We start from the raw sequence: 26,869 nt of genomic DNA, 5'->3' as shown, positions 1-26,869 counted from the left end.
GTGCGCTACTTCAACCGGCGCATCCTCATTGTGCAATGACGGACCAGTTCAGAAGGGCTCCAGGTGTCCAACTCCAGCGAATCAGCTTCCACCCGTCCACTCCGCGTCGCCATTGTGGGCGCAGGACCGGCAGGAGTCTACGCTGCGGACATCCTCACCAAGTCCAGCGGAGTCAAGGACGGGGACTTCGAGGTGAGCATCGACCTTTTCGAGGCCTACCCCGCACCCTACGGTCTGATCCGGTACGGCGTTGCCCCGGACCATCCCCGGATCAAGGGCATCGTCAACGCCCTGCACAAGGTCCTGGACCGCGGCGACATCCGGTTCCTGGGCAACGTCACATACGGCCGGGACCTGACCCTGCACGATTTCCGGGCCTTCTACGACGCCGTGATCTTCTCCACCGGTGCGGTCAAGGATGCGGACCTGAACATTCCGGGGATTGAGCTGCAGGGCTCCTTCGGCGGCGCCGACTTCGTCTCCTGGTACGACGGGCACCCGGACGTTCCCCGCGAGTGGCCGCTGGATGCCAGAGAGATCGCCGTGATCGGCAACGGGAACGTGGCCCTGGACGTGGCCCGCATGCTGGTCAAGCATCCGGAGGAACTGCTCAGCACCGAAATCCCGGACAACGTCTATAAGGGGTTGAAGTCCTCTCCGGTGACTGACGTCCACGTGTTCGGCCGCCGCGGCCCCGCCCAGGTGAAGTTCACCCCGCTGGAACTGCGTGAGCTCAGCCATATGAATGACGTGGACATTGTGCTCTACCCGGAGGATTTCGAGTTCGACGAGGCCTCCGACGAAGCCATCCGCAGCAACAACCAGATCAAGACCATGGTGAACACCCTCACCAACTGGCTGGTGGAAGAGCACGCCGAGTCCGAGAACCCGTCCTCCCGGCGCCTGCACCTGCACTTCCTGCACAGCCCTGTGGAAGTGCTTGACGACGGCACGGGCAAGGTGGGCGGCATCAAGTTCGAGCGGATGCAGCTTGACGGCACGGGCAACGCCAAGGGCACGGGCGAGTACATCGACTACCCCGTGCAGGCCGTGTACCGGGCCATCGGCTACCACGGGTCGGCCCTGGACGAGCTGGAGTACGACGCCAAGCGCGGCGTCATCCCCAACGAGGGCGGCCGGGTCCTGGACGCGGACGGCAAGCCGGTTCCGGGCATCTACGCCACCGGCTGGATCAAGCGCGGACCGGTGGGCCTCATCGGCCACACCAAGGGCGACGCCCTGGAGACCATCGGTTTCCTCCTCGAGGACCGGCTCAGCCTGCCGCCGGCCGAGAACCCGGACCCGCAGGCCATCATCGACCTGCTTGAAGAGCGCGGCATCGAGTACACCACGTGGGAGGGCTGGATCAAGCTCGATGCCCATGAGGCTGCCCTCGGTGCCGAATGGGTGGCCAACGAAGCCGAAGAGGCTGTCCTGCGCGAACGGATCAAGGTGGTCCCGCGCGAGGAAATGATCCGCATCTCCCGCACCTAACCCCCTAGAGTTTTTGTCCAGATATGGCGACTTCCGTGCCCCGAAGGTCGCTTTATCTGCCAAAAACTCTTGACCCGTGCTGGGCCCGCGGGGGTTAGAATTGCGACCACCCCTTGGCCGGCGTCATGAGGCCGTGCCCGCAGGCAGTACAGGAGTTCGATGCAGAACCTGATCCAGCCCGGCCCGCTGCAGCTCAGCGCTTTGGCCGCGCATGAACAGCTCGACGGCGGCGCCCTCCAGGACCCCAACGGCCTGCGCAGCCTGATCCGTGAGTCGTGGCAGCGGTCCGCAGGCTTCAAGGCGAACCCCGACAATCCCGCTGCCCCGCTGGCCATGGACCGCGAGGAGCTGGAGGACTACCGGAGCCAGCACCCGCTGGCGGCCATCATGCCGGTGATTAGTAAACTCCTGGTCCAGCCCAGCCACGACAGCGGCCTGCTGGTGGCGGTGGGTGACGAGGTGGGCCGGCTTCTGTGGGTGGAGGGTGACCCTGTCCTGCAGCGCCGCGCCGAGGGAATGATGTTCGTGGCCGGTGCCGACTGGTCCGAGGCCTCCGTGGGCACCAGTGCACCGGGCACCGCCCTGGCCCTGGGCCGGGGGATCCAGATTGCCGGGGCCGAGCACTACCAGCGGGCGGTCCACCCGTGGAGCTGCACCGCCGTCCCGTTCCACGACCCCGATTCCGGCGCGGTCCTGGGCGTCGTGGACATCACCGGGACGGACACCGCCGTTGCGCCGCACACCTTGTCCCTTGTGGAGGCAACGGTTGCCGCGGCCCAGGCGCAGCTGCGCGTCGAGCGGCTGCAGCTTGCCGCCGATCTCGCCGGTAGGCCCGCAGGACGCCGGTCCACAGCTTCCGCGCCCCGCGCACCCCGCGCTGGGGGCAAGGAAGGCAGCCTTTACAGGAACAGCCTCCAGCTGCTGGGCCGCGACCAGGCGCTGCTCAGCCTTGAGGGCAAGACGGTGGTCCTGTCTGCCCGGCACAGCGAGATTCTTGCATTGCTCAGCACGCACCCGGACGGGCTCACAGCGGAGGAACTCAGCGTCCTGCTCTATCCCGGTGACGGCTCCACCATCACGCTCCGTGCCGAGATGGTCCGCCTGCGCAAGGTCCTCCAGCAGCTCCATCCGGATGCCGTCCCCGGTTCCCGGCCCTACCGCCTTCCCCTTGACTTGGTGCCGGACAGCGGCCAGGTGTTGAGCTGCCTGCAGCGCGGCGCCCACCGCATCGCGCTGGAGATCTACCGCGGCGCCGTCCTTCCGCGGTCGGAAGCGCCCGGCATTATCGAGCTGCGGAACAGGGTCTCGTCCCTGCTGCGGGAGGCGGTCCTGACCGATGGCAGCGCCGAGTCCCTCCTGAAGTACGCGGAGCTCCCCGAGGCAAGGGACGACGTCGGCGTCCGCCGCGCCGCGCTCCGCCTCCTTCCGGCCCGCTCACCCAAGCGGGCCGCCGTCGTCGCGGACCTGGAAAGGCTGGAAGCCGAACTCCGCGCCTAGTCCCCACCCGCTCCCTAACCTCGCAAGTCCGCCCGGCGCCCTGCCCTCGCAAGCTCGGGCTGGGGCCCTCGCCGGGCAGCTCCACGGCCAGGGAACCCGGCGGGCGTGGGTCCACGTACGACTAGCTCTATGTAGTGACCTGTGACACAGGGTTGCAACCTGGCTGCAACCTGCGCACTCCTACGCTGGCTCCAACGGCAAGCGCCCGAACCGGGCCGCCTTCTGCACAGCAAAGGAGCTAGCAAAATGACCGTTTACGCACAGCCCGGAACCGAGGGCTCGAAGGTCACCTTCAAGGACCGCTACGAGAACTGGATCGGCGGCGAGTGGGTTGCCCCCGTCAAGGGCCAGTACTTCGAGAACATCACGCCGGTGACAGGAAAGGCCTTCTGCGAGGTGGCCCGCGGCACTGCCGAGGACATCGACCTCGCCCTTGATGCGGCCCACAAGGCAGCCCCGTCCTGGGGCAAGACCTCCGTGGCGGAGCGGGCCGCGATCCTCAACAAGATCGCCGACCGCATTGACGAGAACCTGGAGATGCTCGCCGTCGCCGAAACGTGGGACAACGGCAAGCCCGTCCGCGAGACACTCAACGCCGACCTTCCGCTCGCCTCGGACCACTTCCGCTACTTCGCCTCCGCCGTCCGAGCCCAGGAGGGCACCCTTTCCCAGCTGGACGACGACACCACCGCCTACCACTTCCACGAGCCGCTCGGCGTCGTGGGCCAGATCATCCCCTGGAACTTCCCCATCCTGATGGCAGTCTGGAAGCTGGCACCGGCACTCGCAGCCGGCAACGCCGTCGTCCTCAAGCCCGCCGAGCAGACGCCGTCGTCCATCCTGGTGCTGATGGAACTCATCGGCGACCTGCTCCCCGCCGGCGTCCTCAATGTGGTCAACGGCTTCGGCGTCGAGGCCGGCAAGCCGCTGGCCTCCAGCCCGCGGATCCGCAAGATCGCGTTCACCGGGGAGACCACCACGGGCCGCCTGATCAGCCAGTACGCCAGCCAGAACCTGATCCCCGTCACGCTCGAACTCGGCGGCAAGAGCCCCAACATCTTCTTTAACGACGTCGCGCAGAAAAACGACGCCTTCTACGACAAGGCCCAGGAAGGCTTCGCCCTGTTTGCCTTCAACCAGGGCGAGGTGTGCACCTGCCCGTCCCGCGCCCTGGTCCAGGAGGACATCTACGACTCCTTCATGGCCGACGCCGTGGACCGGGTGGAGAAGATGGTGCAGGGCAATCCGCTGGACACCGACACGCAGGTGGGCGCCCAGGCCTCGAACGACCAATTGGAGAAGATCCTCTCCTACATCGACATTGGAAAGCAGGAGGGCGCCAAGGTGCTCACCGGCGGCGGCCGCGCCGAACTGCCGGGGGACCTGGCCGGCGGCTACTACGTCCAGCCCACCGTGTTCGAGGGCCACAACAGGATGCGGATCTTCCAGGAGGAAATCTTCGGGCCCGTTGTCTCGGTGACGAAGTTCAGCGACTACAACGACGCCATGGGCATCGCCAACGACACCCTCTACGGCCTGGGCGCCGGTGTGTGGTCCCGCAACGGCAACATCGCCTACCGGGCCGGCCGTGAAATCCAGGCCGGCCGCGTCTGGGTCAACAACTACCACGCCTACCCGGCGGGCGCCGCGTTCGGCGGCTACAAGTCCTCGGGCATCGGACGCGAAAACCACGCCATGATGCTGGACCACTACCAGCAGACCAAGAACCTGCTGGTCAGCTACAACGAGAACAAGCTCGGCTTCTTCTAAACGCTCCACTTCCGCTACAACGACGCGAGGATTTCGCCAATGACGACGACAATGCAAGCAGCAGTAGTAAACGAATTCGGCCAGGACCTCCAGGTCCAGGACATCGCCGTTCCCACCCCCGGCCCGGGGGAGGCGCTGGTCAAGGTGCTCACCACCGGCGTCTGTCACACGGACCTCCACGCCGCCGAGGGTGACTGGCCGGTCAAGCCCGCGCCGCCCTTCGTTCCCGGCCACGAGGGCGTGGGCGAAGTAGTGGCCCTCGGCGAGGGCGTCACCGACCTCGCCGTTGGCGACCTGGTGGGCAACGCCTGGCTGTGGTCCGCCTGCGGCGACTGCCAGTACTGCCGCACGGGCTGGGAAACCCTGTGTGAAGTTCAGAAGAACGGCGGCTACAGCGTGGACGGCTCCTTCGGCGAATACATGCTGGTGGACTCGCGCTTTGCCGCCCGCATACCGGCGGGCTCCGACCCCGTCGAGGTGGCACCGGTGCTCTGCGCCGGCGTCACGGTCTACAAAGGCCTGAAGATGACCGAAGCCAAGCCCGGCCAGTGGGTCACCATCTCGGGCATCGGCGGCCTGGGCCACATTGCCGTCCAGTATGCCGTGGCGATGGGACTGCGGGTGGCCGCCGTCGACATCGCCGATGACAAGCTGGCCCTCGCCAAGGCCCACGGCGCTGAACTGGCCGTCAACGCCCTGCACGAGGATCCCGTTGAAGTGATCCAGCGCGAAACCGGAGGTTCCCATGGAGTCCTGGTGACTGCGGTGCACCCGTCAGCATTCGGCCAGGCCATCGGCATGGCCCGCCGCGGCGGCACCATCGTATTCAACGGCCTGCCGCCGGGAGACTTTCCGGCACCGATCTTCGAGATTGTGCTCAAGGGCCTCACCGTGCGCGGTTCCATAGTGGGCACCCGGCAGGATATGGAGGAGGCGCTGGACTTCTACGCCCAGGGCAAGATCCATCCCACGGTCTCGGTCCGGGAGCTTTCCGAGGTCAACGCGGTGTTCGACGAGATGAAGCACGCCAAGATCGACGGCCGCGTGGTCCTGAGGTTCTGATGGCACCGGACCGGCTCCACGCCGCCGTGACACTGCCCGGGGAGGACTTCTCCCGGGTTGCGCTGACCCCGGCGGCCGCGGATCTGCTCGGCTCGCTGTGGCTCCGGCACGGGCCGCTCATGTTCCACCAGTCCGGCGGGTGCTGCGACGGGTCCTCGCCCATGTGCTATCCCGTGGGCGACTTCCTGACCGGCGACTCCGACGTCCTGCTGGGGCTGTTTGACCTGTCCGGCGGGGTGGAACCACGGCCGCTGGAGTTCTGGATGTCCCGGGAGCAGTTCAACTACTGGAGCCACACCCACCTGACCGTTGACGTGGTCAACGGCCGGGGGAGCGGCTTCTCGGTGGAGGCGCCGGAGGGCAAGCGCTTCCTGATCCGGTCCACCCTGATGGACTGGCCTTGCTAGCTAGTTCGGTCTAAAGCACTTGGGGCTCTTCATCAGAAGGGCCCCAAGTGCTTTTACGGAACAAAGTTCGTTGAAACCAGCGTCTCAGCATTCGGAACAATTGGGACCGTCCAGTGGATGGACACTATCGTGGATAAGTCTGTTTCCATCCGAAATCAGGATTGTGATCCCCTATGAACCTTCTCCGGACCAAATCCATCGAGCAGTCGATAGCCGACGCCGATGAGCCCGGACGCAAGCTCAAGCGCTCCCTCAGCACCTGGGACCTCATGATCATGGGCGTCGCCGTTGCTGTCGGCGCCGGTATCTTCTCGGTGGGCGCCAAGGCCGCAGCCAACTTCTCCGGCCCCGCCGTCACCGTGTCCTTCGCCGTCGCCGCCATCACCTGCGCGCTGGCGATCATGTGCTACGCCGAATTCGCCACCGCCATCCCGGTGGCGGGCTCCGCCTACGTCTTCACCTACGCCACTATGGGCGAACTCCTTGCCTGGATCATCGGCTGGAACCTGATCCTGGAGCTCTTCACCGCCGCTGCCGTGATCGCCAAATACTGGGGCATCTACCTCAGCAAGGTGTTCGCCCTCATGGGGGCGGACATTCCGCCGGCCGTCTCGCTGGGCGGCGTGGACCTCTACTGGGGCGCGTTCCTCATCGTTGCCGTCTTCACGGTGCTGCTTGTGCTCGGCACCAAGCTGTCCGCCCGGGTGGGAAACATTTTCACGCTCATTAAGATCGGCGTCGTCCTGTTCGTGATCGTGGTGGGCTTCACCTATGTGAAGTTCGAAAACTACGCCCCGTTCATTCCCGCGGCCGAGCCCACGGGCGGCACCGGTGCCGCCGACGTCCTGAAGCAGTCGTTCTTCGGGTTCCTCACGGGCGCGGCCCCGGCCCAGTACGGCACCCTGGGGATCTTCGCCGGCGCAGCCCTGGTGTTCTTCGCCTTCATCGGTTTTGACGTGGTGGCCACCTCCGCCGAGGAAGTGAAGAACCCGCAGAAGACCCTGCCGCGCGGCATCTTCGCCGGACTGGCCCTGGTGACCCTGCTCTACATCCTGGTGTCGCTGGCGCTGACCGGCATGGTCTCCTACACCCAGCTGGCCGAGGCGGAAAACCCCACCCTCACCACCGCGTTCGAAGCCGTGGGCGACACCTCCGCCGCGAAAATCATCGCGTTCGGCTCCCTGGTGGGCCTGACCACCGTGATCATGGTGCTGCTGATGGGCCTGTCCCGCGTGGTCCTGGCCATGAGCCGCGACGGCCTCCTGCCCCGGGCGCTGTCCAAGACCAGCGAGAAGCGCGCGACGCCGGTCCGCCTCCAGGTCCTCTGCGGCGCCGCGGTTGCCCTGGTGGCCGGGCTGACCAACGTGGACCTGCTCGAGGAAATGATCAACATCGGCACCCTGTCTGCCTTCGTTGTGGTCAGCCTGGGCATCCTGGTGCTGCGCAAGAAGCGGCCGGACCTGAAGCCCGCCTTCCGCGTCCCGTTCGGCAAGGTCCTTCCGGTCGTTTCCGCAGTGCTCTGCCTCTACCTGATGACCAACCTGGCCGTGGAGACCTGGATCTTCTTCGCCATCTGGCTGGCCATCGGCATGGCGATCTACTTTGCCTACGGCCAGCGCCACTCGCGCCTCAACGAACGCTTCGGCGCAGCCAGCATCGCCGTCAACGGCGCGGCTGTATCCGACAGCGATGCGGACCAGCGCGATTCCGATAACGAAGACGAGTACTCGCGGGCCTGAGAGCCCTAATATGCCCGCCCGGGCCGGCCCCGGGCGGGCATTTCCATGCCCGGCTTCCGGAACGGCGCCGGCTCGTAGGATGGATTCATGGCACGCCCGACACGAACCGAACGAAAAGCCGAGCTGCTGGGCGCCATCCTCGACTACCTGATGGACAAGACCCTGGCGGAGCTGACCTTCCGGAGCCTCGCGGAAGGGCTGGGCATGAGTGCCTACGTGCTGGTCTACCACTTTGGAAACCGGGAGCAGCTGATCAATGACATCGTGGTGTCCATCGAATCCCGCCTGGACAGGATGCGGAACAGCGATGTCCGGGACATCGACCGCGCAGCCTGGCGGGAGTTCCTGCTTGAGTCCTGGCAGTGGACCATGGCCCAGCGGAACCGCCACCTGACCCGGCTCGAATTCGAGGCCACCGCCCAGGACATCGTGGCGGCAGAACCCCGCGGAACCTCGCAGGAACACTTCCGGATGCTCCACCACAAGACCCGCGACTGGCTGGTGGTGCAGGGCATCCCCGAGGAATACGCGGACACCGACGCCCGGCTCTTCACCTCAACCTTTTACGGGCTGCAGTTCGACTTCGTGGTCATGAATGAGCCGGAGGCGGCCACCAAGGCTTTCGAACTGATGCTCTCGGTCTTTTTCAACAACCTCGAGACCCGCCTGGCCGCAGCGCAGGAAGCCTGACCAGGTCAGCCCACCGCAGCCCAGCGAAAATCCGGAACAGGCGCCGGCTGCTACGGGGCGGCGTGGCGGCCCACCCAGTCAACCAACGGGCGCAGCTGGTCCCACAGCCCGGAGATTTCGCCGACTGCGGCAGGAGTTTCCAGCCAGGCAGGCTGGCCCAGGTCTACGCTCGCCGCAAGTGACTTGTGCTTAAGGAGTTCGGCCCGCGGATGGTCGCGGTCATAGCCCCGCGGCACCGTCTTGAGTTTCTCTCCCTCCACCGCGAAGCCCGCGGTGGCCACGGCGTCCACAATATGCCGCAGCGACTCGCCCGTGCCCGAGGCGTCCACCGCGTTCCGGTACCTCACCAGCTGGGCGGGGGAGTGGGAGTGGTAGCCGCCGCCCACCAGCAGGCCCTCCGCGCTGACCTGGAGGTAATAGCCCACGCCTTCCTGCACGGAGGCGAACGCGCCCTGGGCCGTTTTGTAGGGGGACTTGTCCAGTGAGAACCGGATGTCCCGGTTGGGGCGGAACAGCCGGCCAGGCCCGAACCGGGGCTCCAGCTCCGCCAGGAGCGAGGCGAGCGGATCACGGACCAGTGACTGGTAGCTGTCCTTGTGCTCCAGCCACCACTCCCGGTTGTTGTTCTCCTGCAGGTCGGCATAGAACCCGAAAGCGGCGGCAGGTATCCCCTGGAAAGTTGTCATACAGCGATCCTAGGGAGCGCCCAGGCCGGCGGGCCAGAGATCCTGCTGCTATGTGGACAGCGCAAAAAACCACCCCGCCACGGACATCCATGACGGGGTGGTTTCACTGCTCAGCGAGCGGAGAATCAGCCGATCTTGTTGGCTGCCTCAGCGTCGGAGAGGGGTGCTGCGCCGAGGTTGGCGCGCAGCTTGGCGCCGAGTTCGGCGTCAACGTTGGTCCAGTACTGGATGGCGCGTTCCTTGATGTCGGAGCGCTTGACGCCGCCCACGGCGCCGGTGATGGTCTCGAGGAAGCGGGCCTTGGCAGCTTCGTCGTAGACCTCGCGGTACAGGGTGCCGGCCTGGACGAAGTCGCCGTCCTCGGCGTGCAGGGAGTGCGCGGCGAGGGTCAGTTCGCCGTCGTTCTCCCAGCCGCCTGCCGGGTTCTGCGGTTCAAGTGCAGCCGGGCCACCGAAGGTGTTCGGGGCGTAAACCGGAACGGACGGGGCGTTGAACAGGTAGCGTCCGGCGCCGTCCTGGCTGTAGTTGTTGACCTGGCTCTTGGGCTGGTTCACCGGGATCTGGGCGTGGTTGGTGCCCACGCGGTAGCGGTGTGCGTCCGCGTAGGAGAAGATGCGGGCCTGCAGCATCTTGTCCGGGGAGGCGGCGATGCCCGGCACGAAGTTCGACGGCGCGAAGGTGGCCTGCTCGATCTGCGCGAAGTAGTTCTCCGGGTTCCGGTTCAGCTCCATGGTGCCCACCTTGATCAGCGGGTAGTCGGCGTGCGGCCAGACCTTGGTCAGGTCGAACGGGTTGAAGCGGTAGGTCTTGGCGTCCTCGTAGGGCATGACCTGGACGTGCAGGTCCCAGGAGGGCAGGTTGCCGGCTTCGATGTTCTCGTGCAGGTCGCGGATGTAGAAGTCGGCGTCGGAGCCGGCCAGTGCTTCGGCCTGCTCGGATGTCATGTTCTTCACGCCCTGGTTGGAGTGGAAGTGGTACTTGACCCAGAACCGCTCGCCGTCGGCGTTGATCCACTGGTAGGTGTGCGAGCCGTAGCCCTGCATTTCACGCCAGGAAGCGGGCAGGCCGCGGTCACCCATCAGCCAGGTGACCTGGTGGGCGGACTCGGGAGACAGGGTCCAGAAGTCCCACTGCATGTCAGCGTCGCGCAGGTGCGTGCCGGGAAGGCGCTTCTGGGAGTGGATGAAGTCCGGGAACTTGATGCCGTCACGGATGAAGAACACCGGGGTGTTGTTGCCCACGAGGTCGTAGTTGCCCTCGGAGGTGTAGAACTTCACGGCGAAACCGCGGGGGTCACGCCAGGTGTCCGGGGAGCCGTTCTCGCCGGCCACGGAGGAGAAACGGATCAGCATCTCGGTCTCGACGCCCGGCTGCAGGAACGCGGCCTTGGTGTACTTCGAGACATCCTCGGTGGTCTTGAACGTGCCGAATGCACCGCCGCCCTTGGCGTGCACCACACGCTCCGGAACCCGCTCGCGGTTGAACTGGGCGAGCTTTTCCACCAGGTAGTGGTCAGTCAGGATGATGGCACCATCGGCACCAACTGACTTGGAGTGCGCGTCGGATGTGACGGGGGCACCAGACTGGGTTGTCGAAACGACAGTCATTATTCTCCTATTTCTCTGTTACTTGCGAGGGACGATTGGAAGGAAGTTGTTGGGACTGCTGGCAGTCCTGGCAGATGCCCTGGTACATGACGTCTGCGATCTGGATGGTCATCGGCTTGGCGTTCTCATCCCAGTGGGGCGTCAGGCACGGCGCGTGCCCGACGGCGCAATCCACGTCCTCCACGCGGCCGCAACTGATGCAGATGGCGTGGTGGTGGTTGTCGCCAACCCGGGTTTCGTACAGCGCGGGGGAGTGCGGGGGTTCGAAACGCCGCAGCATGTGCAGGTCGGTGAGGTCCCCAAGGACCACGTAAACGGACTGCGCGGTCAGCTCGGGGAGTTCTGCCCGGGCAGCAGCAAGGATGCTTTCGGCAGGGGAGTGGGGGTGGCGTTCGACGGCGGCCAGCACGGCAAGCCGCTGCTTGGTCACCCGGCGGCCGTGGGCGCGCAGGGCTCCAGCCCAGTCCTCGTGGCCGTCGTAGTGCTCCGTCATGGCTCCATTGAAGCACTTATTATGAATATCTCACAATAAGGGTTGGCTAACCTCGGAAAACCGGGCTGGGACGATCGGCCCCGCCGTCCAGTTCTTAGGCTGTAACAGCTAAAGAACAGAGGGGAATGGACGTGCATCGGCATTACAACAGGCTGAAGACGGCGGCGTATCTTGGGCCACGAACTAATGCACCTACAACCCGGACATCCTCACCTCGTCCGTGGCGGCCGCCGTCGCGGGTGTCATCACCTCGGTGGGCCAGGTGGTGCTGTTCTTCGGCGGCAGTGACCGCCGCAACGCCAACCCGCTTGCGGTGATCGCCATGGCCCTGCTGGAGCGGCTGGCCGGCCACCCGCTGCGGCAGCCGGGCGTCGCCGTCGGGCCCTGGACGCCGTAGCTGTTCCCGACACGCAAAAGAGGCCGGCGCACCCCATCTTCCGGGTGCGCCGGCCTCTTCCGTAGCGGCAGGTAAATCGCGTCAAAGGACGACGGCGAACCGCCGTCAGCTGCGGAAGTTCACAAACTGCAGGTCGGCTTCGTCGAAGTCCTTCAGCAGTGCCATGGTGGCCTGCAGGTCGTCGCGGGACTTGGACGAGACACGGAGCTCGTCACCCTGGATCTGGGACTTGACCGACTTGGGCCCTTCGTCGCGGATGAGCTTGTTGATCTTCTTCGCCAGGTCCTGGGCAATGCCTTCCTTGATGGAGGCTTCGAGGCGGTACTCCTTGCCGGAGGCGTAGGGCTCGCCGCTGTCCAGGGACTTCAGCGAGATGCCGCGCTTGATCAGCTTGGACTGGAACACATCCAAGACGGCCTTGACGCGTTCTTCCGAGTTGGCCTTCATGAGGATTTTTTCGCCGCTGAAGTCTATCTCGGCGCCAACGCCTTTGAAGTCGTAGCGCTGGGCGATTTCCTTTTGGGACTGGTTGAGGGCGTTGGCGACTTCCTGCTTGTCCACCTTGCTTACGACGTCGAACGTTGACTCGCCTGCCATGACTCTCCTTCTACGGGTGGGAGCCCTGCGCTCAAACAGGGCTTGGGATCACTGCTTTCAAGCCTAATACGGATGCGCCGCCCGGCGGGCGGCAGGATTCACAGTTCCCTCTCAGCGGACGTCGGGAGGGAACCAAGGAGCGCGGGGGAAGGTTATACCTGTTGGAGAGCAGCTCGAAAGGGAAACACCAATGCACCGCAAAGCCGCCACGTACGTCGCCAGAACAACTACCGCCGCGGCCGGGGCTGTGGCCACGGCGGCAACATCGGTGGCAGCGGCTGCCGTGGCCGCATCAGTCATCTTCAGCCCGGTGGCCGACCCGTCCTCCCGCCTCGAGGGAGTCCATGCGGACCTGCAGCGGGCGGTGCAGCTGAACCAGATCACCGAGGAACAGGCCGAAAAGTTCGAGGCGAAGCTTGCCGGGAGGATCCTGGGCGAGGCGTGATTGCTCCCCCAAATTCCGCGAAGTACAGGGGTTTGAACGCCTGGCTGGGGCTCGATTCGATTCTTCGGCATAAGTTCTGTAAAGTTGTCTTGCCCGCGGTTACTGGAAGCGGAACGGCCCGGAAACGGACGTTCTGAAGACTGCAGCCCGGGTCTTCTTTTGAGAAGTTCGGCAGATTACCCGAGCGGCCAAAGGGGGCTGACTGTAAATCAGCTGGCAACGCCTACGGGGGTTCGAATCCCTCATCTGCCACAGCGGACCCGTCTGGATCTTATACAGATCCAGGCGGGTCCTTTTTGTTGCTCCGGCGGTTGGGGTTAGGAGGCGGGCGTGGCCTCCTCTTCCGCACCCATGCCGAAGGGCTGCACGGTAACCCGCACGAACTCGGAGGGCAGATGGGCGTCGTGCGCCGCCAGAACAATCCTGGACTGTTCAGCCACACCGACGTTGTTGTTCGAGTTGGCGCTGTGCAGGTCGGTAGCTTCGCGCCTTAGCTCGCCGGCTACTGCCTCGTCAACGGCGCTGCCATCGCCCATCTTCCAGCCGAAATCGTAGCTGTAGGTCGGTCCCCAACTGTGGATTACGTCGGCAACACTGGAGAACGTGACCTGGCGTCCGTTTGTATCAAAGGCGCTGATCGCGTACAGGTTGACGGGTTCAGTCCCTCTGCGGTTGTCAACATCCACTACAAGATATGAAACGGGGGCCGCGCCAGCCTTGACCCGGTAAGCCTCGATTGCGGCGATCCCAGTGTCAGCGGCAGTCGCGGGCAGCAAGAAGTTGATCTCGGCACCCGATCCAGTGGTGACCCGGTAGGGACGAGCCGCAAGAGCCGTCGGGGATGATGGCGCCGAAGGCGAGGCAGCCGCTTCGGTGGCCGCTCCCGAGGAGGGACCATCCGAGGTGGGTGGGGGCAAGGTGCAGGAGGCAAGCGTCAGGATGAGAACCGGTATCAGGCAGAAAGGCTTCATGATGTCCCCGAAGAGAAAATGGTAGCCACACTCTATGTCACACCTTGCTGCCAAGCCACTGCTTGCAGGCGACTCTGGTAGGGGTTCGAGGAGTGGAAAATTAGGGGGGTTACGTAGCCGCGGTTAGGGATTGCTTTCCATTTTGGAGCGCCTGAGACTGGACGAACTTGAGGATTATTTGACATTCCGGGGAGCAATCATGATGTACCCTTCGTCCTTTTCCATGAGCGGCTTCGGTGATGGCCGCAGGACCAAGCAGGCCGGCGCGAAGCAGGATGATCGACGCAGAACAACTCTCCGCCCAGGCAGGTTTCGAGCCCTGAGATTCCATGGATTGCTGACAGCGCTGCTGCTCGCCGTTGCTGCCCTGGTGGTGCCGGTTCCGGCATCGGCGGCGACGGGTGATGTGGGGGTGGAGGGTCCATCACATTCGGGGACGGGAACGCCGACTGGGACGAAGCGGTCCACGAGCGGCTTATGGTTCCACGACGGGATCTGGTGGGGGAACATGTGGGACACGGCAAGCTCGGATTTTGAGATTTTCCGGTTCAACCCTTCAACGAGCTCGTGGGCCAGTACGGGTGTGACGACGGAAACGCGTGCGAGCACCCATCACGACGTGCTCTGGGACGGAGCCACCCTGTATGTGGCGAGCTACCGGTTCGTCAACGACGGCGTAGCGGCTGAACCGAACTACCCGACGACGCTGCGCCGCTACAGCTACAACTCGAGCACCAAGACGTATACCAGCCTGGGCTCATCTCAAATCAACAACTACCGCGTCGAAGCCCTGTCCATCGACAAAGACTCCACAGGCCGGTTGTGGGCCACGTGGCAGCAGGGGAACCGGATCTACCTGAATGTCACTGCAACGGATGGCAAGACGTGGGGGACACCGTTCCCGCATCCTGCATCGTTGAGCAACGTGTCCATTGACGACACGTCGGCTGTGATTGCATTCGGCGGAAACAAGGTCGGCGTGATGTGGAGCCGCCAGGTCGGGGACTCTACCGATGGCATGTACTGGAGCTATCGCGCTGATGGCGCGGCGAACACAACGTGGTCCACTCCGGTCGCGGCGGTTTCGGGACAGCGCAGCGGTGATGACCATATGAACCTTAAGTGGCTGGATTCTTCGTCTGACAAGGTTTTCGCCGCCATCAAGACCTCGTTTACGTCTTCGTCCCAGCCGCTGATCCAATTGTTGGCTTTGAACGTTTCGACGGCGGCGTGGTCGGCGCACACGATCGCTACCGTGGCGGAGTGCCCCAACCGGGTGATCGTTTTGATTGATGAAGCCGCCCAGAGGCTGCGTACATTCGCCACGTATCCGAAGCCGAGCGGCACGACAAACGCCGGTGCCTGCACCAGTTCCGGGGGAGCAATTTACGAGAAGTCCACCCCGTTGGACACCATCAGCTTCACCACCACAAAGACGGCCCGGATTGTGGATGCGGACCAGTATGTCCACAACGTCACATCAACCAAGCAGAACCTCAACAGTTCTGCACGCGGCACGGCGAACAGCGGCCTACTGTTGCTCGCCGATGTGAACGCCACCAGCCGGTACTGGCACTTTTACGAGGGCAGCAGCGGCAGTGGCGGGACTACGGACACGACCCCTCCGACTGTGACAAGTACTTCTCCGGCTGCCGGGGCGACCGGTGTGGCAACAACGGCGAATGTGACGGGCACGTTCTCAGAGCCGATGAGTGGGTCATCGGTGACATCCTCCACGTTCACGCTGACGCCGGCGGCATCAGCGGCTGTGTCGTTGGATAGCACCGGCAAGATTGCCACATTAGACCCTGGTGCGGACCTTGCAGCCGGTACGGTCTACACGGCCACGATCAAGGGCGGCGCCAGTGGAGTCAAGGATGCCGCCGGTAACGCGCTTGCGTCGGACAAGACGTGGACGTTCACCACGGCTCCCGCGGGGACTGCTGATACAACGGCACCGACTGTGACGAGCACTTCTCCGGCTGACACTGCCACAGGCGTGGCAGTTGCGTCGAACGTGACGGCGACCTTCTCGGAAGCGATGAACGGATCAACGGTTACGCCGTCATTCACGTTGAAGAATGGCACCAACGCGGTGTCGGCCAATGTGCTTCTGGACAGCACGGGCAAAGTCGCGACCCTGGATCCGACGGCCGATCTGGCCGCCGGCACGACTTACACCGCGACGATCTCCACCGGAGCGAAGGATCTTGCCGGCAACGCCCTGGCATCGGCCAAGACCTGGACCTTCACCACGGCTGCCGCCAGCGGCGGCACGTCCCAGACCGTCACGCTCACGGCCACTGCAGATACCTATGTCTCCAGCGGGGCTACGACAACGAACTATGGCACGAGCACTGTGCTGGGCGTGGACAACAGTCCCGTGGAGGTCGCGTACTTCAAGTTCGACCTGACCGGGCTTGCGGGGAAGACGCTGGAGAGTGCCACGCTGCAGCTGCGCAGCGCGGGCAGTGGGTCGACGGGTTCGCAGAACATCAAGCTAATAGCTACTGACACCTGGTCCGAGACGGGGATCACGTACGACAGTCGGCTGACGCTGGGTGCCCTCCTCGGCACCTTACCGGGTCCGACAACGACTAACACGAACTACAGCATTACGCTGTCGGCCACCGCTCTGGCCGGTGAGCTCGGCCAACAGCTCTCTCTAGGTATGGACGCCAACAGCAGCGACGGCCTGGATCTCAATTCCAAGGAAGCGTCCAGCGGCGCATACGCACCCAAGCTGGTGCTCACCTACAGGTAGGCCAGGTTTGTTGAGAAGCCTCCGGAACCACCAGGTTCCGGAGGCTTCTCGTGCCCGCTAAATGTCCCCGCACCATAGTCAATTCCCCCTGAAACGATGAGGGGAGTAGTCCGTCCGCGGGGGACAACCGGGCAGCTCCGTACAGACAAAATCCGCCATCGACACCTGCACCGGCCCGGCGTAGTCTGGCGATATCGGCGCTGGTGCCCCGATGCCTTGCGTCGATAAATCCATCGATGAAGGAGGATTCAATGAGTGCTGTACGTGAATTCATGACCACGGATGCACGATGTATTACCGAAAACCAGACCCTGGTGGACGCAGCCCGGATGATGATGGACCTTGACTGCGGCTCGTTGCCGATTTGCGGTGATGACGGCAAGTTGAAGGGCATGATCACCGACCGCGACATTGTGCTCAAGTGCGTCGCCGCCGGACGCAACCCGGCCGACATGATGGCCCGCGAACTGGAAACCGGGACGCCCTACTGGGTAGATGCCGACGCCAACGTGGACGAAGCCATCGACATGATGGAACGGCACCAGGTTCGGCGCCTGCCGGTGATCTCCGACCACAGGATGGTCGGCATCATCAGCCAGGGCGACATCGCCCGCAACTACTCGGAACAGCGGGTTGGCGAACTGGTGGAGCACATTTCAGAACGGCACCACGTGTAGCGCCAACGCGGCAGCAACCTGCCCCTTGTCCGCGGATCCAGCCCTTGAGGGTTCGGACCCGCGGACAAACTTTTTGAAAAGGTCAGTTCAGCGCGATCAGGAGCATCTGGCTGGTCCCCGGGATGCAGGTCTGCAGGATGGCCCGGGGGAAGCCGCCAAAGACATTCAGCACATCGTTGGTGGTGCCCGGGTTGGGGACCTGGCCCCTGGCCGTCACCGTGTAAGTGCCATAGCCGGGGATGCTCACGGTTTCGCCTACTCCGATCCCGGAGAAACGTGCCCAGCCGCCGCAGTAATCATGCTCGGTGATGAAGAGTGAGTATGCATCGCCGGGGGTGTAGTGGATGGGGCCGATGCAGGCGTCCACCATTGCCTGGCCACCGGCGCCGGCCACATAGATGGTCCGGACTGGAGGTGCTGCGGGAACCAAGGCCGGAGCGGGTGCTGCAGCAGGAGCAGGAGCAGGTGCAGGAGCCGGAGCCGCGGCGGGGACGGCCTCGGGTGCGGCGGCCGCCGGGGCTGTCACCGGCGGGCCGGTCAGGACGAGCGTCTGGCCCGGGACGATGATGCTGTACGGGCCCAGCCCGTTCGCGGCCAGCATGGCATTCGTGTCCACTCCATGCCTGGCCGCGATGCTCCCCACCGTGTCGCCGGCCACCACCGTATAAAGATTCTGGTCTGCGGCGGCGGGCGCAGGTTCCGGTGCGGGCGGCGGTGCCGGTTCGGCAGCCGCAGGTTCCGCGGGGGTCGCTTCTGCTGGTGCAGGTTCTGCAGGAGCGGGTGCTTCGGCCGCCGGGGTTGCCTCTGCCGGGACGGCAGCAGCAGGTTCCTGGCTGGCAGCATCCACTGCCGGGGCAGCGCCCTCCGCAGGTGCCACCGCGCCGGCAACCTGGCCGGACGACGTCGTACTTTCGGTCAGGGAAGCGGGCGCCGCGAGGGCTCCAACGCCCACGGCTGCAACCACGGCGGCTGTGGCCATGCCCGCCCACAACCGGTTGCTGATGGCCGGACGGACTGCAACAAGGTCGGTTCGGGGTTCGTCGGTGGCGAAGCTTCTGCTCTCGGCTTCGGGGTTGGTGAGGTAAGGCTGGTTCATGGGTGGCCCATCCGGAGTCGGTCCCGGCCAGGCACGCAGGAACAGCGGCAGGCGGGACGGATCGAGGTGCAGCGCTCCGACGGCTCCGGTGTGTAACCGGGCCGCAAGCAGCGCGGGATGGAGGCGTCCGCATACCCAGAAAATACGGAGGCTCCGCGAGGAAGCGGACACCCCCTGGAAGCCAACCCGGGGGACCCGCCAGCGCGTATTTGGTCCTAGGAATCCCGAGTCTAGGAAGTGCGTACAGGTCCGGGCACCAGTAGGAAATACCCGAATTTTCGGGGCCGGTACTTGGCGGCGGCGGAGCTGCTACGCAAAGCGGCGGGTGCCCGATACTTGCTCGGTGAGCGCCTAGAGCGTGCGCTGCTCCTTGAGTTCCGCAACCTCCCGGCGGAGCGCGGCAATCTCTGCCACCAGCTCCGCCACTTCAACCCGGACCGGCTCCTCCACGGCCTCGGCCACGGTCTCGGCGGTATCCTCCACGCGCTGGACCAGCCACGAGGCGATGGACGCCGTCACCACGCCAAGGACGGCAATGCCGCTCATCATGAGGGCGGCTGCCACCAGCCGGCCAATGGGGGTCACCGGATACATGTCCCCGTAACCCACCGTGGTGATGGTTGTAATTCCCCACCACAGCGCATCGCCAAAAGTGACAATCTTGGCGTCCGGCGCGGACTGTTCCACATCGAGGACAGCGAGCGCGCCGACGAAAACCAGCAGGGCGGCAGAACCGGCAACGTACGTGACCACGCGGCCCCTCAGGGTCTCGCCGATGGTCCGGTGCAGGACGGACAACAGTGTCACAAGCCGCAGCAGGCGCAAGGGACGGAAGAGCGGCAGGGCCACTATAAGGAGCTCGTGCAGGTTCCGGACGAACCAGTTCCACCGGTCCCGGGCGAGCCACACGTTTGCCGCATAGTCCACGACGAAGATCCCCCAGGTGGCCCACATGACGGCTTCCAGCCAGATGGCTCCGCCGCCTTGGACCCGCCCGATGACCTGCCACGCATAGGCCGCCAGGAACACGAGCGCGGTTGCCATCAGCGGCCACTCCGCCAGGTCCCGGTAGCGTTGTTGGGTCATGGACGAAATCCTAGCTGGCCGTCGGCACCCGGTCGCGGGCCCTATGTTACCCGCGGGTAATATAGGGGGATGCACCTGCTCCTGAGAACCCTCCTCCTGCTGTTCACCTCCGTCCGCCGGCAGCCGATCACCGTGTGGGACAGCTCTTCGCTGCCGCTGCGGGTGCTCCCAACGGACATCGATATCGCCATGCACGTCAACAACGGCATGTACCTGTCCCTCATGGACCTGGGCCGGTTCGACCTGATGGTCCGCAGCGGCGTGTGGAAGCACATGCGCCGCCGCGGCTGGGGCCCCGTTGTGGCCGCCGAGACCATCAGCTTCCGGAAGTCGCTGCAGCTGTGGCAGCGGTACAGCATTGAAACGCGCATTATCGGGCTGGATACCAAAGCCATCTACTTCGAGCAGCGAATGGTGGCCGACGGCGAAATTTACGCGCGTGCCTACATCGCCACCCGCCTGGTCACCAAGGCCGGGCCCGTGGGTCTGGAGGAGATCCTGCGCGAATTCGGCGCACCCCCGGCGGACCTGGTCCTTCCGGACTGGCTCCACGATTGGCGTGCAGCCAGCGCGCTGCCGGGCAGCCGCACACCAGCCCCGCATCTTTGGGCCAGGGGCTGATCCCCAGGCTAGGTGCCCCGGTGCTGCATGAATATGACGGCGTTCCGGGTTATTCCCGATGACGCGGGGAGCGAACAACCGCCCTGTGGCCGCGACATCGGCAACCATCCCGCGTAGCGTGGACACATGGCTACCCTTGACATCACAGGTGAACAGTTCGCGTCAACCATTGAGGGCAACGATATTGTCCTGGTCGATTTCTGGGCTGAATGGTGCGGGCCCTGCAAGCAGTTCGGCCCCACGTACTCGGCTGTTTCCGAGAAGCACCCGGATGTCCTCTTCACGAAGGTGGACACGGAGGCCGAGCAGCAGCTGGCCGCCGAGGCCGGCATCACGTCCATCCCCACCCTGATGGCCTTCCGCGAAAAGGTGCTGGTGTTCTCGCAGCCCGGCGCCCTGAACGCCCAGCAACTCGAACAGGTGGTGGATGCGGTGAAGGCGCTGGACATGGAGGAAGTCCACGCCCACGTGGCACGCCAGCGGGAAGAGGCCGCGGCTGCTGCCAGCAAGCCGGCGGGCCCCCAGGACGGTTCCCAGATCCCCGACCTCTAAGTCTTCCTTAAACAGCGAAGCGGGACCCCTCAAAAGGGCCCCGCTTCGCTGTTTAAGGCTGCCCTAGATGCGCTCCACCTTGACGGGTTCGGCGAGCAGTGCGCTCAGCGATTCGTTCAGGTCCTGCACGGCGATGCCCTTGGAGTGCTTCTCCAGGTCCTCTTCCGAGGCCCATTGTTCGGTCAGGACCAGCTTCTCCTCGGTGGCTTCCGTCAGTTCGTAGCGGATGCAGCCCGGCTCGTTCACCACCTCGTCGATGGCGATTTCCAGCGCGAGCTTCACGCGGAAGAATTCGCCCTCGTTGGGGATGAACGTTGCCTGCAGGTCGATCGGTGCACTCATGGATTTCACAATACCGGCCCGCGCACCAGCTCCCGTTCTGTTGCGCGGGCGGGGATGCTTCATTTGCGCCGGACCTGTTGGTAGCGTGCCAGCATGCGTGCTTATACAGCCGGGGACACTGACGTTCCGCTGCTCGAGGAGACCATCGGCGCCAACTTTGAGCGGGCGGTGGCGAGGTTTCCCTACCACGACGCGCTGATAGAGGCAGGCCCGGTTCCGGGCGCGGACGCGCGGCGGTGGAGCTACACCAAGATGAACGACGACGTCGACCGGCTGGCCCGCGGGCTCCTCGCCCTGGGCATCAGCAAGGGGGAGCGGGTGGGGATTTGGAGCCCCAACTGCGCGGAGTGGACGCTGCTGCAGTATGCCACCGCCAAGGTGGGCGCCATCCTGGTCAACGTCAATCCGGCGTACCGCAGCCATGAACTGGAATTCCTGGTGAAGCAGAACGGCATGCGGATGCTGGTGACGGCCCCGTCGGACCGGAACAGCGACTTCGTGGGCATGGCGCGCCGGGCGCTCGCCGAAAGTCCGGACCTGCGTGAACTGGTCTTCCTTCCGGTCCCCGGCGGTGAGGGGCCCGACGGCGGCGTGGCCCCGCTGGGCGAGGCGGAATTGACGTACGCCGAACTGCTGAAGGGCGCGGACGCCGTCGCGCATTCCGCCCTGACGGCCAGGATGGCGGAGCTGGACCCGCATGATCCCATCAACCTGCAGTACACGTCCGGCACCACCGGGTTTCCCAAGGGTGCCACCCTGACCCACCACAACATCCTGAACAACGGGTATGCCATCGGGGAACTGCTCGGGTACACCGAGCACGACCGCGTAGTCATCCCGGTGCCGTTCTACCACTGCTTCGGCATGGTCATCGGGAACCTGAACGCCCTCAGCCACGGCGCCGCCACCATCATCCCGGGCAGGGGATTCTCGCCCGCGGCAGCCCTGGAGGCCGTGCAGGATTTCGGCGGGACGTCCCTCTACGGGGTCCCCACCATGTTCATCGCCGAGCTTGCACTGCCGGACTTCGCCACCTATGACCTGTCCACGCTGCGCACCGGCGTGATGGCCGGTTCCCCGTGCCCGGTGGAGGTCATGAAAAGAGTCATCTCGGACATGCACATGAAGGATGTGGCCATCTGCTACGGCATGACCGAAACCTCGCCGGTGTCCACCATGACCCGGCAGGGGGACACGCTGCAGCACAGGACGGAGACGGTGGGCCGCACCATGCCGCGGCTGGAAAGCCAGGTTATCGATCCTGCCACGGGCAACGTGCTGGAGCGGGGTGAAATCGGCGAGCTGTGCACGCGCGGCTACGCCGTGATGGCGGGGTACTGGAACCAGCCGGAGAAGACAGCGGAGGCCATCGACGCGGACGGCTGGATGCACACCGGGGACCTTGCCTACATGGACGACGACGGGTACGTGGTGATCGAGGGGCGGATCAAGGACATGGTGATCCGCGGGGGCGAGAACATCTACCCCCGCGAGATCGAGGAGTTCCTCTACACCCATCCTGCGATCCAGGACGTGCAGGTGATCGGGGTGCCGGACGAGAAGTACGGCGAGGAGTTGATGGCCTGCATCATCGTCAAACCCGGCGCAGAACCGCTGGACGCGGACGCCGTTGCCGGATTCTGCCGCGGGAACCTGGCCCACTACAAGATCCCGCGCTACGTGGAGGTGCGGGACAGCTTCCCCATGACGGTTTCCGGGAAGATCCGGAAGGTTCAGATGCGCGAGGAGGCCGTGGCCCGGCTGGGGCTGTGAGGGTCAGGAACTGCCTACCCCTCCGCTGCCGCTACCAGCTGGCCCAGCAGGCCGGCGGCATCGTAGTAGCGGCGTTCCTCCGTGACCTTACCGTCGGCGTCGAACCTGGAGAAGACGGCGCCGTGGTTTTCGATGGACCGGCCGGTGGCGGCGATCTCCCCCTCAGGTGATGCCAGCGGCCCCTGGTGGGTTCCCCGCAGCGTGAATTCCGCCGCGACGGTGTCGCCGTCCTGCAGCAGGGGGCCGGTGGAGAACTGCATGTCAGGGAAGGCCCGGAGGAGTTCCACCATGTCCTGCTCCACGGCGTCCCGTCCTTTCAAGGGCTGCGGGTAGAGCGGATCGTGGACCACCGCATCGTCGGCATACGTGGCGGCGAAGCTCTTCGCGTCATGGGCGTTGATGATCTCCACTGCCTTGGCAAATGCTTCAATACTCATTGCTGGCTCCTTCAAGAGGTGTGCTGTCCGTTCGCCGGACACCTCCAGACTGCCGGGGTGCCGGACCAGGCGGATGGGGCAACTGACCCATCTTTTGGACCGGTCCCGGGCCGGACAGTCGGACGGGGCACCGGTCGGTGAATCCCTAGGGAACCCACCCGCAGAGTGCTCTAATTGAACCGTGACGCTGGAGGAATCAACAGCGAAGGGCCACGCTGCACTGGAAGCAGGACGGTGGGCGGAGGCGCGCACGGCATTCGAGGAAGCGCTGGCGGAATCGGGGTCGGCGGAGGCACTTGCCGGGCTGGGCGACGCCCTTTTCTTCCTCGGCGACGCCAGCGGCAGCGTCCACTGCCGAGAGCGTGCCTACGCCGCCAGCCGGCGGGCTGGAAGCGTACCCGACGCGATCGATTCTGCCATTTGGCTGTGCCTGGTCTATGGCATGTCCCTGGGCAACGAAGCCGCCGCGCGGGGCTGGCTGGCACGCGCCGAAAGCCTGGCCGAGCCCGACGACGCGCAGACCCTCGCCTGGCTGGACTATTGCGCGGCCCTGCTCTCCACCGATGCCCGGCGCTGCCGGGACCTGGTGGAGCGTGCGCTGGCGGCATCCCGGGAACTCGGCGACGCGGACCTGACGGTATGTGCGCTGGCGGAACGCGGGGTGATCCTGGTCAAAGACGGCGAGGTGCAGGCCGGCCTGCGGTGCGTGGACGAGGCCATGGCGAGCGCCCTCGGCGGCGACGGCACCACGCTCTACACAGTCATCATGGCCAGCTGCTCGATGCTGTCGGTCTGCGAGCTCCTGGGCGATCTGGGACGCGCCAGGCAATGGTCCCAAGCCGCCGATGACTGGATGAAGTCCTACGGCTGTCCCTACCTATACGCCCAGTGCCGTATGGTCCACGGCCAGGTCCTCCTGCTGACCGGGCACTGGGCCGAAGCGGAGGACGAGTTGCGCCGGGCCGCCGACGCCACCAGGGATGTCTTCCCCGGCATGTACCACCGGACCATTGCGGGCCTGTCCGAGCTCCGGCTCCGGCAGGGGCACTTTGATGAAGCAAGGGCCTTCATCGACAGCATCGGAGCCCCGGTGGAAACCAGCCTCGCCGCGGCCGGCCTGGCACTGGCCACCAACCAGCCGGCGTCAGCCGTTGCTCTGACCGAACGCTGGCTCCGCAGCAACCACGACGGCGCCTCCGTACCGCCGATGCATACCGGTGAACAGCGCTCGCCGCTGGAAACGGCAGGTGCCCGCGGCCTGCTGGTTGAGGCCCACCTGGCCGCGGGCGATTCCGCCGCAGCCGCCGCTGTTGCCCGGCAGCTGGCCGAACTTGACGCCGGCGCCGGGGAAGTCCGGCTGCTGTCCGCGCACGCCGCCCTGGCCAGGGGCCGTGTGGCGGCGGCTGCTGGCAGCTTTGAATCTGCCTGGGGCTGCTTCGAGGACGCCCTCCGCTGGTTCGGGATCCTGGACCTTCCGCTCGAGGCCGCGCAGACCCGTCTGGAACTTGCCCAGGTCATGGCCCGCGACGGCCAGTCCCCGCTCGCTGTAGCCGAGGCACGGGCGGCGATGACCGTACTGGACCGGCTGGGTGCATCCCACCACGCGGACGTGGCCGCGGCGCTGCTCCGGTCCTGGGGCGCCACCGGCCGCTCCATCCCCCGTGGGTCAGGGGTCCTCACCCGGCGTGAGCAGGAAATCCTGGGGCTGCTGGTACAGGGGTACTCGAACCAGGAAATTGCCGGGCGTCTGTTCATCAGCCGCAAGACCGCCGCCCACCACGTCAGCAGCGTCCTGGAGAAACTGGGACTCCGCAACCGGGCCGAGGCGGCTGTGTACGCCGCCAGGCGCGGTTACGAATGACCCGGCGCTGAGCACCGCACGCTATTCAGTGGTTGCCGGCGGCGCCGTTGATCGTGGACGGCGGGCGGGGAAGAACACGCCGTCGCGGGCCTGCACGCGCTCAAGTCCTAGCGGATGTCGCGGCTGATAGTCAGCGGATTGAACAGGCTGGCGGTCTTTCATCCAGGCAGGACCGGCTTCGATGGGCAGCATGATCCCGGACAGGATCATCAGCGGAAAGAGCAGGGTCTGCTGCACGCCCCAGAAGATCCGCTCCTTGTTCTGCGACACCAGCGCCAGGGAGTAGGAGAGTGCGCCCAGGCCGATGCCGAAGATTCCCAGGATCACCAGGCCCAGCAGCACATGCAGCGGGTGGAAGACGAACCCGAACGGGATGCAAACCAGGGCGACAAGGAGTCCCTGGAGCACCAGCGGCGCCCATTCCTTGGGCGCCTGGCCGATCATCAGTGAAGAGCGGGACAGGGGAGTGGCGAGGATCCGCTCGTAGGAACCGGTCATCGAAGTGCCGAACAGGGCGATCATTACCACCACGCCAGGCAGGAACCACTGCAGGGTGGATTGGCCGCCGAAGGCCGGGGCTCTCACCCAGGCACTGAGCAGCGGGCCGAACGGGCACTCGGGTACGGGTCCCTTGCGCCACGCTTTACCCGCCGGACCTGCCAGTCCACGCCCTCTACCCCGGAGGCAGTCCCAGTTTCCGGGTCAGTGCCGGCGGTGGTCCTGGATGGTCATCCGCGGACCGAAGGTGGGCTTGCGGAAACCGCTGGCTTGGATCATGCGGACCACGCGCTGCCGGTGCCCCGTCCACGGTTCCAGCAGCCGGAGCATCCCGGCGTCGTCGGTGCGCCGGCCGGTCAGCGCCGCACCCACGTACGCCGCCAGGTGGTAGTCGCCCACCGAGATGGAATCGGGGCATCCGTGGGTCCGCTGCACCACCTCGGCGGCAGTCCAGATGCCGATGCCCGGGATGGTCTGCAGCTTCGTCCCTGCCTCGGCGGCCGGCAGGGCTGCCAGCCGTTCAAGCGCGACGGCGGACCGCAGCGCGCGCATGACAGTCGCCGAACGCTGTGGCCCCACACCCGCCCTGTGCCACTCCCAGCTGGGAACCTGCAGCCACTGGGATGCGGTGGGTCCCACCACCAGCCCGGCAGGTGTGGAGGAGCCGGCCGCCGGTGCCGGCGTTCCATAACGGTGCACCAGGTACCGGTACGCCCGCCGCGCCTCGATCACCGTCACCTTCTGCTCCAGAATGAGGGGCACCAGCTGGTCCACCATCCGGCCGCTGGCGGGAAGGCGCAGCCCCAGGCTCCGGCGCCGCGCTTCACGGACCATGCGGGGCAGGGTTGCGCTAAAGTCCGCCTCGTCAAAACCCCGCCAGTCGTCGTCGGCGCCCAGGAGCCGGGGCGCAGTCTTCACGGCCGCGGCGGCACCGGGACCCCAAGCCTGGATATCCACGAAGGGGTCCACACCTATCCCCGCGCCGGGCCCGCCCTCCGTGCCCTCCACGGAGGTCAACCGGAGCGTCACGGGGCCCTCCGCCGTCGTGAACGCGTTCCAGATGACACCGCCCTGGACACTGAAGGACGGATCGCTGTTGCCGCGCAGGAGCGGTCCCAGCGTCCTGCCCAAGTTGTACGGGCCGCCCGGATACCACCGGAGTGAGGCGTCCGCGGCGGCTGCCAGCCGGGGAGGTGCCTCAGTAATGGTCATGTCCCCAATCGTCCCACGCCCCTGCGACATCCGCCTGCCTTCAGCCCGCCCCGCGGTGGCCATCCCCGGGGCGGGAAAATGACCCTTAACCAGCA

The 26,869-nt window shown here is 65.4% G+C and carries 25 protein-coding genes, 1 tRNA gene and 1 pseudogene; 16 read left to right on the top strand and 11 right to left on the bottom strand.

Going from position 1 to position 26,869, the window contains the following annotated elements; translation table 11 throughout:
- Positions 1 to 63 precede the first annotated feature (63 nt).
- From AC5RU7_RS03500 to AC5RU7_RS03470, 7 genes are all read left to right on the top strand, one after another.
- A complete protein-coding gene (locus AC5RU7_RS03500) occupies positions 64 to 1,494 on the top strand; it encodes an FAD-dependent oxidoreductase (RefSeq protein WP_494051072.1) in 1,431 nt (476 codons plus the stop codon).
- Positions 1,495 to 1,653: 159 nt separating this feature from the next.
- Positions 1,654 to 2,991 (top strand): helix-turn-helix domain-containing protein, encoded by a 1,338-nt coding sequence (locus AC5RU7_RS03495; RefSeq protein WP_494051071.1) that lies wholly within the window; start codon positions 1,654 to 1,656, stop codon positions 2,989 to 2,991.
- 246 nt (positions 2,992 to 3,237) lie between these two features.
- Positions 3,238 to 4,761: an acetaldehyde dehydrogenase ExaC gene (gene exaC, locus AC5RU7_RS03490; RefSeq protein WP_494051070.1), complete on the top strand. Its 1,524-nt coding sequence runs from the start codon at positions 3,238 to 3,240 to the stop codon at positions 4,759 to 4,761.
- Positions 4,762 to 4,800: 39 nt separating this feature from the next.
- Complete coding sequence (gene adhP / locus AC5RU7_RS03485; RefSeq protein WP_494051069.1) at positions 4,801 to 5,823, top strand: alcohol dehydrogenase AdhP; 1,023 nt, start codon at positions 4,801 to 4,803, stop codon at positions 5,821 to 5,823.
- Positions 5,823 to 6,230, top strand: coding sequence for a DUF779 domain-containing protein (locus AC5RU7_RS03480; protein ID WP_494051068.1), 408 nt, complete (start codon positions 5,823 to 5,825; stop codon positions 6,228 to 6,230). Before adhP ends, AC5RU7_RS03480 begins: the two co-directional genes overlap by 1 nt.
- A gap of 173 nt (positions 6,231 to 6,403) precedes the next feature.
- Positions 6,404 to 7,969 carry an amino acid permease gene (locus AC5RU7_RS03475; protein ID WP_494051067.1) on the top strand — a complete coding sequence of 522 codons (1,566 nt, stop codon included), beginning with the start codon at positions 6,404 to 6,406 and terminating at the stop codon, positions 7,967 to 7,969.
- 87 nt (positions 7,970 to 8,056) lie between these two features.
- Positions 8,057 to 8,659 (top strand): TetR/AcrR family transcriptional regulator, encoded by a 603-nt coding sequence (locus tag AC5RU7_RS03470; protein ID WP_494051066.1) that lies wholly within the window; start codon positions 8,057 to 8,059, stop codon positions 8,657 to 8,659.
- Between the two features lie 50 nt (positions 8,660 to 8,709).
- On the opposite strand, the gene AC5RU7_RS03465 is transcribed toward AC5RU7_RS03470, so the two are convergent.
- From AC5RU7_RS03465 to AC5RU7_RS03455, 3 genes are all read right to left on the bottom strand, one after another.
- Positions 8,710 to 9,345 carry a DUF2461 domain-containing protein gene (locus tag AC5RU7_RS03465; protein WP_494051065.1) on the bottom strand — a complete coding sequence of 212 codons (636 nt, stop codon included), beginning with the start codon at positions 9,343 to 9,345 and terminating at the stop codon, positions 8,710 to 8,712.
- 125 nt (positions 9,346 to 9,470) lie between these two features.
- Positions 9,471 to 10,952 (bottom strand): catalase, encoded by a 1,482-nt coding sequence (locus AC5RU7_RS03460; RefSeq protein ID WP_494051064.1) that lies wholly within the window; start codon positions 10,950 to 10,952, stop codon positions 9,471 to 9,473.
- Between the two features lie 7 nt (positions 10,953 to 10,959).
- Entirely contained in the window at positions 10,960 to 11,445 is a 486-nt protein-coding gene (locus AC5RU7_RS03455) for a Fur family transcriptional regulator (protein ID WP_494010325.1), read from the bottom strand.
- A gap of 162 nt (positions 11,446 to 11,607) precedes the next feature.
- Here AC5RU7_RS03455 and AC5RU7_RS03450 point away from each other — a divergent pair.
- Positions 11,608 to 11,791, top strand: a pseudogene (locus AC5RU7_RS03450) (protease HtpX); the annotation flags it as partial.
- A gap of 156 nt (positions 11,792 to 11,947) precedes the next feature.
- Here AC5RU7_RS03450 and AC5RU7_RS03445 read toward each other — a convergent pair.
- Positions 11,948 to 12,439 (bottom strand): YajQ family cyclic di-GMP-binding protein, encoded by a 492-nt coding sequence (locus AC5RU7_RS03445; protein ID WP_009357171.1) that lies wholly within the window; start codon positions 12,437 to 12,439, stop codon positions 11,948 to 11,950.
- Between the two features lie 190 nt (positions 12,440 to 12,629).
- Here AC5RU7_RS03445 and AC5RU7_RS03440 point away from each other — a divergent pair, with 190 nt between their 5' ends.
- A complete protein-coding gene (locus tag AC5RU7_RS03440) occupies positions 12,630 to 12,884 on the top strand; it encodes a hypothetical protein (RefSeq protein WP_494051063.1) in 255 nt (84 codons plus the stop codon).
- Between the two features lie 170 nt (positions 12,885 to 13,054).
- Positions 13,055 to 13,136 (top strand) — tRNA-Tyr (locus tag AC5RU7_RS03435).
- Between the two features lie 65 nt (positions 13,137 to 13,201).
- On the opposite strand, the gene AC5RU7_RS03430 is transcribed toward AC5RU7_RS03435, so the two are convergent.
- Positions 13,202 to 13,570, bottom strand: coding sequence for a hypothetical protein (locus AC5RU7_RS03430; RefSeq protein ID WP_494051062.1), 369 nt, complete (start codon positions 13,568 to 13,570; stop codon positions 13,202 to 13,204).
- 415 nt (positions 13,571 to 13,985) lie between these two features.
- On the opposite strand from AC5RU7_RS03430, the gene AC5RU7_RS03425 reads away from it, so the two are divergent.
- Together AC5RU7_RS03425 and AC5RU7_RS03420 are read left to right on the top strand one after the other, a co-directional pair.
- Positions 13,986 to 16,619 (top strand): Ig-like domain-containing protein, encoded by a 2,634-nt coding sequence (locus AC5RU7_RS03425; protein WP_494051061.1) that lies wholly within the window; start codon positions 13,986 to 13,988, stop codon positions 16,617 to 16,619.
- Between the two features lie 251 nt (positions 16,620 to 16,870).
- Positions 16,871 to 17,296 carry a CBS domain-containing protein gene (locus AC5RU7_RS03420; RefSeq protein ID WP_494010329.1) on the top strand — a complete coding sequence of 142 codons (426 nt, stop codon included), beginning with the start codon at positions 16,871 to 16,873 and terminating at the stop codon, positions 17,294 to 17,296.
- An 82-nt stretch (positions 17,297 to 17,378) separates the two neighbouring features.
- Here AC5RU7_RS03420 and AC5RU7_RS03415 read toward each other — a convergent pair whose 3' ends face one another.
- Both AC5RU7_RS03415 and AC5RU7_RS03410 read right to left on the bottom strand, forming a co-directional pair.
- Positions 17,379 to 18,392, bottom strand: coding sequence for a LysM peptidoglycan-binding domain-containing protein (locus AC5RU7_RS03415; protein ID WP_494051060.1), 1,014 nt, complete (start codon positions 18,390 to 18,392; stop codon positions 17,379 to 17,381).
- Positions 18,393 to 18,743: 351 nt separating this feature from the next.
- Positions 18,744 to 19,478: an ion channel gene (locus AC5RU7_RS03410; RefSeq protein ID WP_494051059.1), complete on the bottom strand. Its 735-nt coding sequence runs from the start codon at positions 19,476 to 19,478 to the stop codon at positions 18,744 to 18,746.
- A gap of 69 nt (positions 19,479 to 19,547) precedes the next feature.
- Between AC5RU7_RS03410 and AC5RU7_RS03405 the strand changes: the two genes are divergently transcribed.
- Both AC5RU7_RS03405 and AC5RU7_RS03400 read left to right on the top strand, forming a co-directional pair.
- The gene (locus AC5RU7_RS03405) at positions 19,548 to 20,099 is read left to right on the top strand and encodes an acyl-CoA thioesterase (RefSeq protein ID WP_494051058.1); all 552 of its coding nucleotides are present in this window, start codon (positions 19,548 to 19,550) and stop codon (positions 20,097 to 20,099) included.
- 126 nt (positions 20,100 to 20,225) lie between these two features.
- A complete protein-coding gene (locus AC5RU7_RS03400; protein WP_494010333.1) occupies positions 20,226 to 20,651 on the top strand; it encodes a thioredoxin family protein in 426 nt (141 codons plus the stop codon).
- 63 nt (positions 20,652 to 20,714) lie between these two features.
- Here AC5RU7_RS03400 and AC5RU7_RS03395 read toward each other — a convergent pair whose 3' ends face one another.
- Positions 20,715 to 20,993 (bottom strand): putative quinol monooxygenase, encoded by a 279-nt coding sequence (locus AC5RU7_RS03395; protein WP_009357160.1) that lies wholly within the window; start codon positions 20,991 to 20,993, stop codon positions 20,715 to 20,717.
- Positions 20,994 to 21,086: 93 nt separating this feature from the next.
- Here AC5RU7_RS03395 and AC5RU7_RS03390 point away from each other — a divergent pair, with 93 nt between their 5' ends.
- Positions 21,087 to 22,766 (top strand): AMP-binding protein, encoded by a 1,680-nt coding sequence (locus AC5RU7_RS03390; RefSeq protein WP_494051057.1) that lies wholly within the window; start codon positions 21,087 to 21,089, stop codon positions 22,764 to 22,766.
- Between the two features lie 14 nt (positions 22,767 to 22,780).
- Here AC5RU7_RS03390 and AC5RU7_RS03385 read toward each other — a convergent pair whose 3' ends face one another.
- Positions 22,781 to 23,203, bottom strand: coding sequence for an ester cyclase (locus AC5RU7_RS03385; protein WP_494051056.1), 423 nt, complete (start codon positions 23,201 to 23,203; stop codon positions 22,781 to 22,783).
- A 181-nt stretch (positions 23,204 to 23,384) separates the two neighbouring features.
- Here AC5RU7_RS03385 and AC5RU7_RS03380 point away from each other — a divergent pair, with 181 nt between their 5' ends.
- Complete coding sequence (locus AC5RU7_RS03380) at positions 23,385 to 25,064, top strand: LuxR C-terminal-related transcriptional regulator (protein WP_494051055.1); 1,680 nt, start codon at positions 23,385 to 23,387, stop codon at positions 25,062 to 25,064.
- A gap of 21 nt (positions 25,065 to 25,085) precedes the next feature.
- On the opposite strand, the gene AC5RU7_RS03375 is transcribed toward AC5RU7_RS03380, so the two are convergent.
- A complete protein-coding gene (locus AC5RU7_RS03375) occupies positions 25,086 to 25,649 on the bottom strand; it encodes an ABC transporter permease (RefSeq protein WP_494051054.1) in 564 nt (187 codons plus the stop codon).
- A gap of 117 nt (positions 25,650 to 25,766) precedes the next feature.
- Complete coding sequence (locus tag AC5RU7_RS03370; RefSeq protein ID WP_494051053.1) at positions 25,767 to 26,774, bottom strand: DNA-3-methyladenine glycosylase family protein; 1,008 nt, start codon at positions 26,772 to 26,774, stop codon at positions 25,767 to 25,769.
- Positions 26,775 to 26,869 lie beyond the last annotated feature (95 nt).

The sequence above is a fragment of the Arthrobacter sp. K410C genome (assembly GCF_059090105.1).
This window is presented reverse-complemented; position numbering and strand designations above follow the sequence as displayed.

Excerpts from the sequence above, each read along its gene's own strand:
- AC5RU7_RS03455 (WP_494010325.1), bottom strand. The coding sequence starts at position 11,445 with ATGACGGAGCACTACGACGGCCACGAGGACTGGGCTGGAGCCCTGCGC.
- exaC (WP_494051070.1), top strand. The coding sequence starts at position 3,238 with ATGACCGTTTACGCACAGCCCGGAACCGAGGGCTCGAAGGTCACCTTC.
- AC5RU7_RS03370 (WP_494051053.1), bottom strand. The coding sequence starts at position 26,774 with ATGACCATTACTGAGGCACCTCCCCGGCTGGCAGCCGCCGCGGACGCC.
- AC5RU7_RS03420 (WP_494010329.1), top strand. The coding sequence starts at position 16,871 with ATGAGTGCTGTACGTGAATTCATGACCACGGATGCACGATGTATTACC.
- AC5RU7_RS03470 (WP_494051066.1), top strand. The coding sequence starts at position 8,057 with ATGGCACGCCCGACACGAACCGAACGAAAAGCCGAGCTGCTGGGCGCC.
- AC5RU7_RS03405 (WP_494051058.1), top strand. The coding sequence starts at position 19,548 with ATGCACCTGCTCCTGAGAACCCTCCTCCTGCTGTTCACCTCCGTCCGC.
- AC5RU7_RS03440 (WP_494051063.1), top strand. The coding sequence starts at position 12,630 with ATGCACCGCAAAGCCGCCACGTACGTCGCCAGAACAACTACCGCCGCG.
- AC5RU7_RS03480 (WP_494051068.1), top strand. The coding sequence starts at position 5,823 with ATGGCACCGGACCGGCTCCACGCCGCCGTGACACTGCCCGGGGAGGAC.
- AC5RU7_RS03475 (WP_494051067.1), top strand. The coding sequence starts at position 6,404 with ATGAACCTTCTCCGGACCAAATCCATCGAGCAGTCGATAGCCGACGCC.
- AC5RU7_RS03400 (WP_494010333.1), top strand. The coding sequence starts at position 20,226 with ATGGCTACCCTTGACATCACAGGTGAACAGTTCGCGTCAACCATTGAG.
- AC5RU7_RS03415 (WP_494051060.1), bottom strand. The coding sequence starts at position 18,392 with ATGAACCAGCCTTACCTCACCAACCCCGAAGCCGAGAGCAGAAGCTTC.
- AC5RU7_RS03410 (WP_494051059.1), bottom strand. The coding sequence starts at position 19,478 with ATGACCCAACAACGCTACCGGGACCTGGCGGAGTGGCCGCTGATGGCA.
- AC5RU7_RS03495 (WP_494051071.1), top strand. The coding sequence starts at position 1,654 with ATGCAGAACCTGATCCAGCCCGGCCCGCTGCAGCTCAGCGCTTTGGCC.
- AC5RU7_RS03395 (WP_009357160.1), bottom strand. The coding sequence starts at position 20,993 with ATGAGTGCACCGATCGACCTGCAGGCAACGTTCATCCCCAACGAGGGC.
- AC5RU7_RS03385 (WP_494051056.1), bottom strand. The coding sequence starts at position 23,203 with ATGAGTATTGAAGCATTTGCCAAGGCAGTGGAGATCATCAACGCCCAT.
- AC5RU7_RS03390 (WP_494051057.1), top strand. The coding sequence starts at position 21,087 with ATGCGTGCTTATACAGCCGGGGACACTGACGTTCCGCTGCTCGAGGAG.
- adhP (WP_494051069.1), top strand. The coding sequence starts at position 4,801 with ATGACGACGACAATGCAAGCAGCAGTAGTAAACGAATTCGGCCAGGAC.
- AC5RU7_RS03445 (WP_009357171.1), bottom strand. The coding sequence starts at position 12,439 with ATGGCAGGCGAGTCAACGTTCGACGTCGTAAGCAAGGTGGACAAGCAG.
- AC5RU7_RS03465 (WP_494051065.1), bottom strand. The coding sequence starts at position 9,345 with ATGACAACTTTCCAGGGGATACCTGCCGCCGCTTTCGGGTTCTATGCC.
- AC5RU7_RS03460 (WP_494051064.1), bottom strand. The coding sequence starts at position 10,952 with ATGACTGTCGTTTCGACAACCCAGTCTGGTGCCCCCGTCACATCCGAC.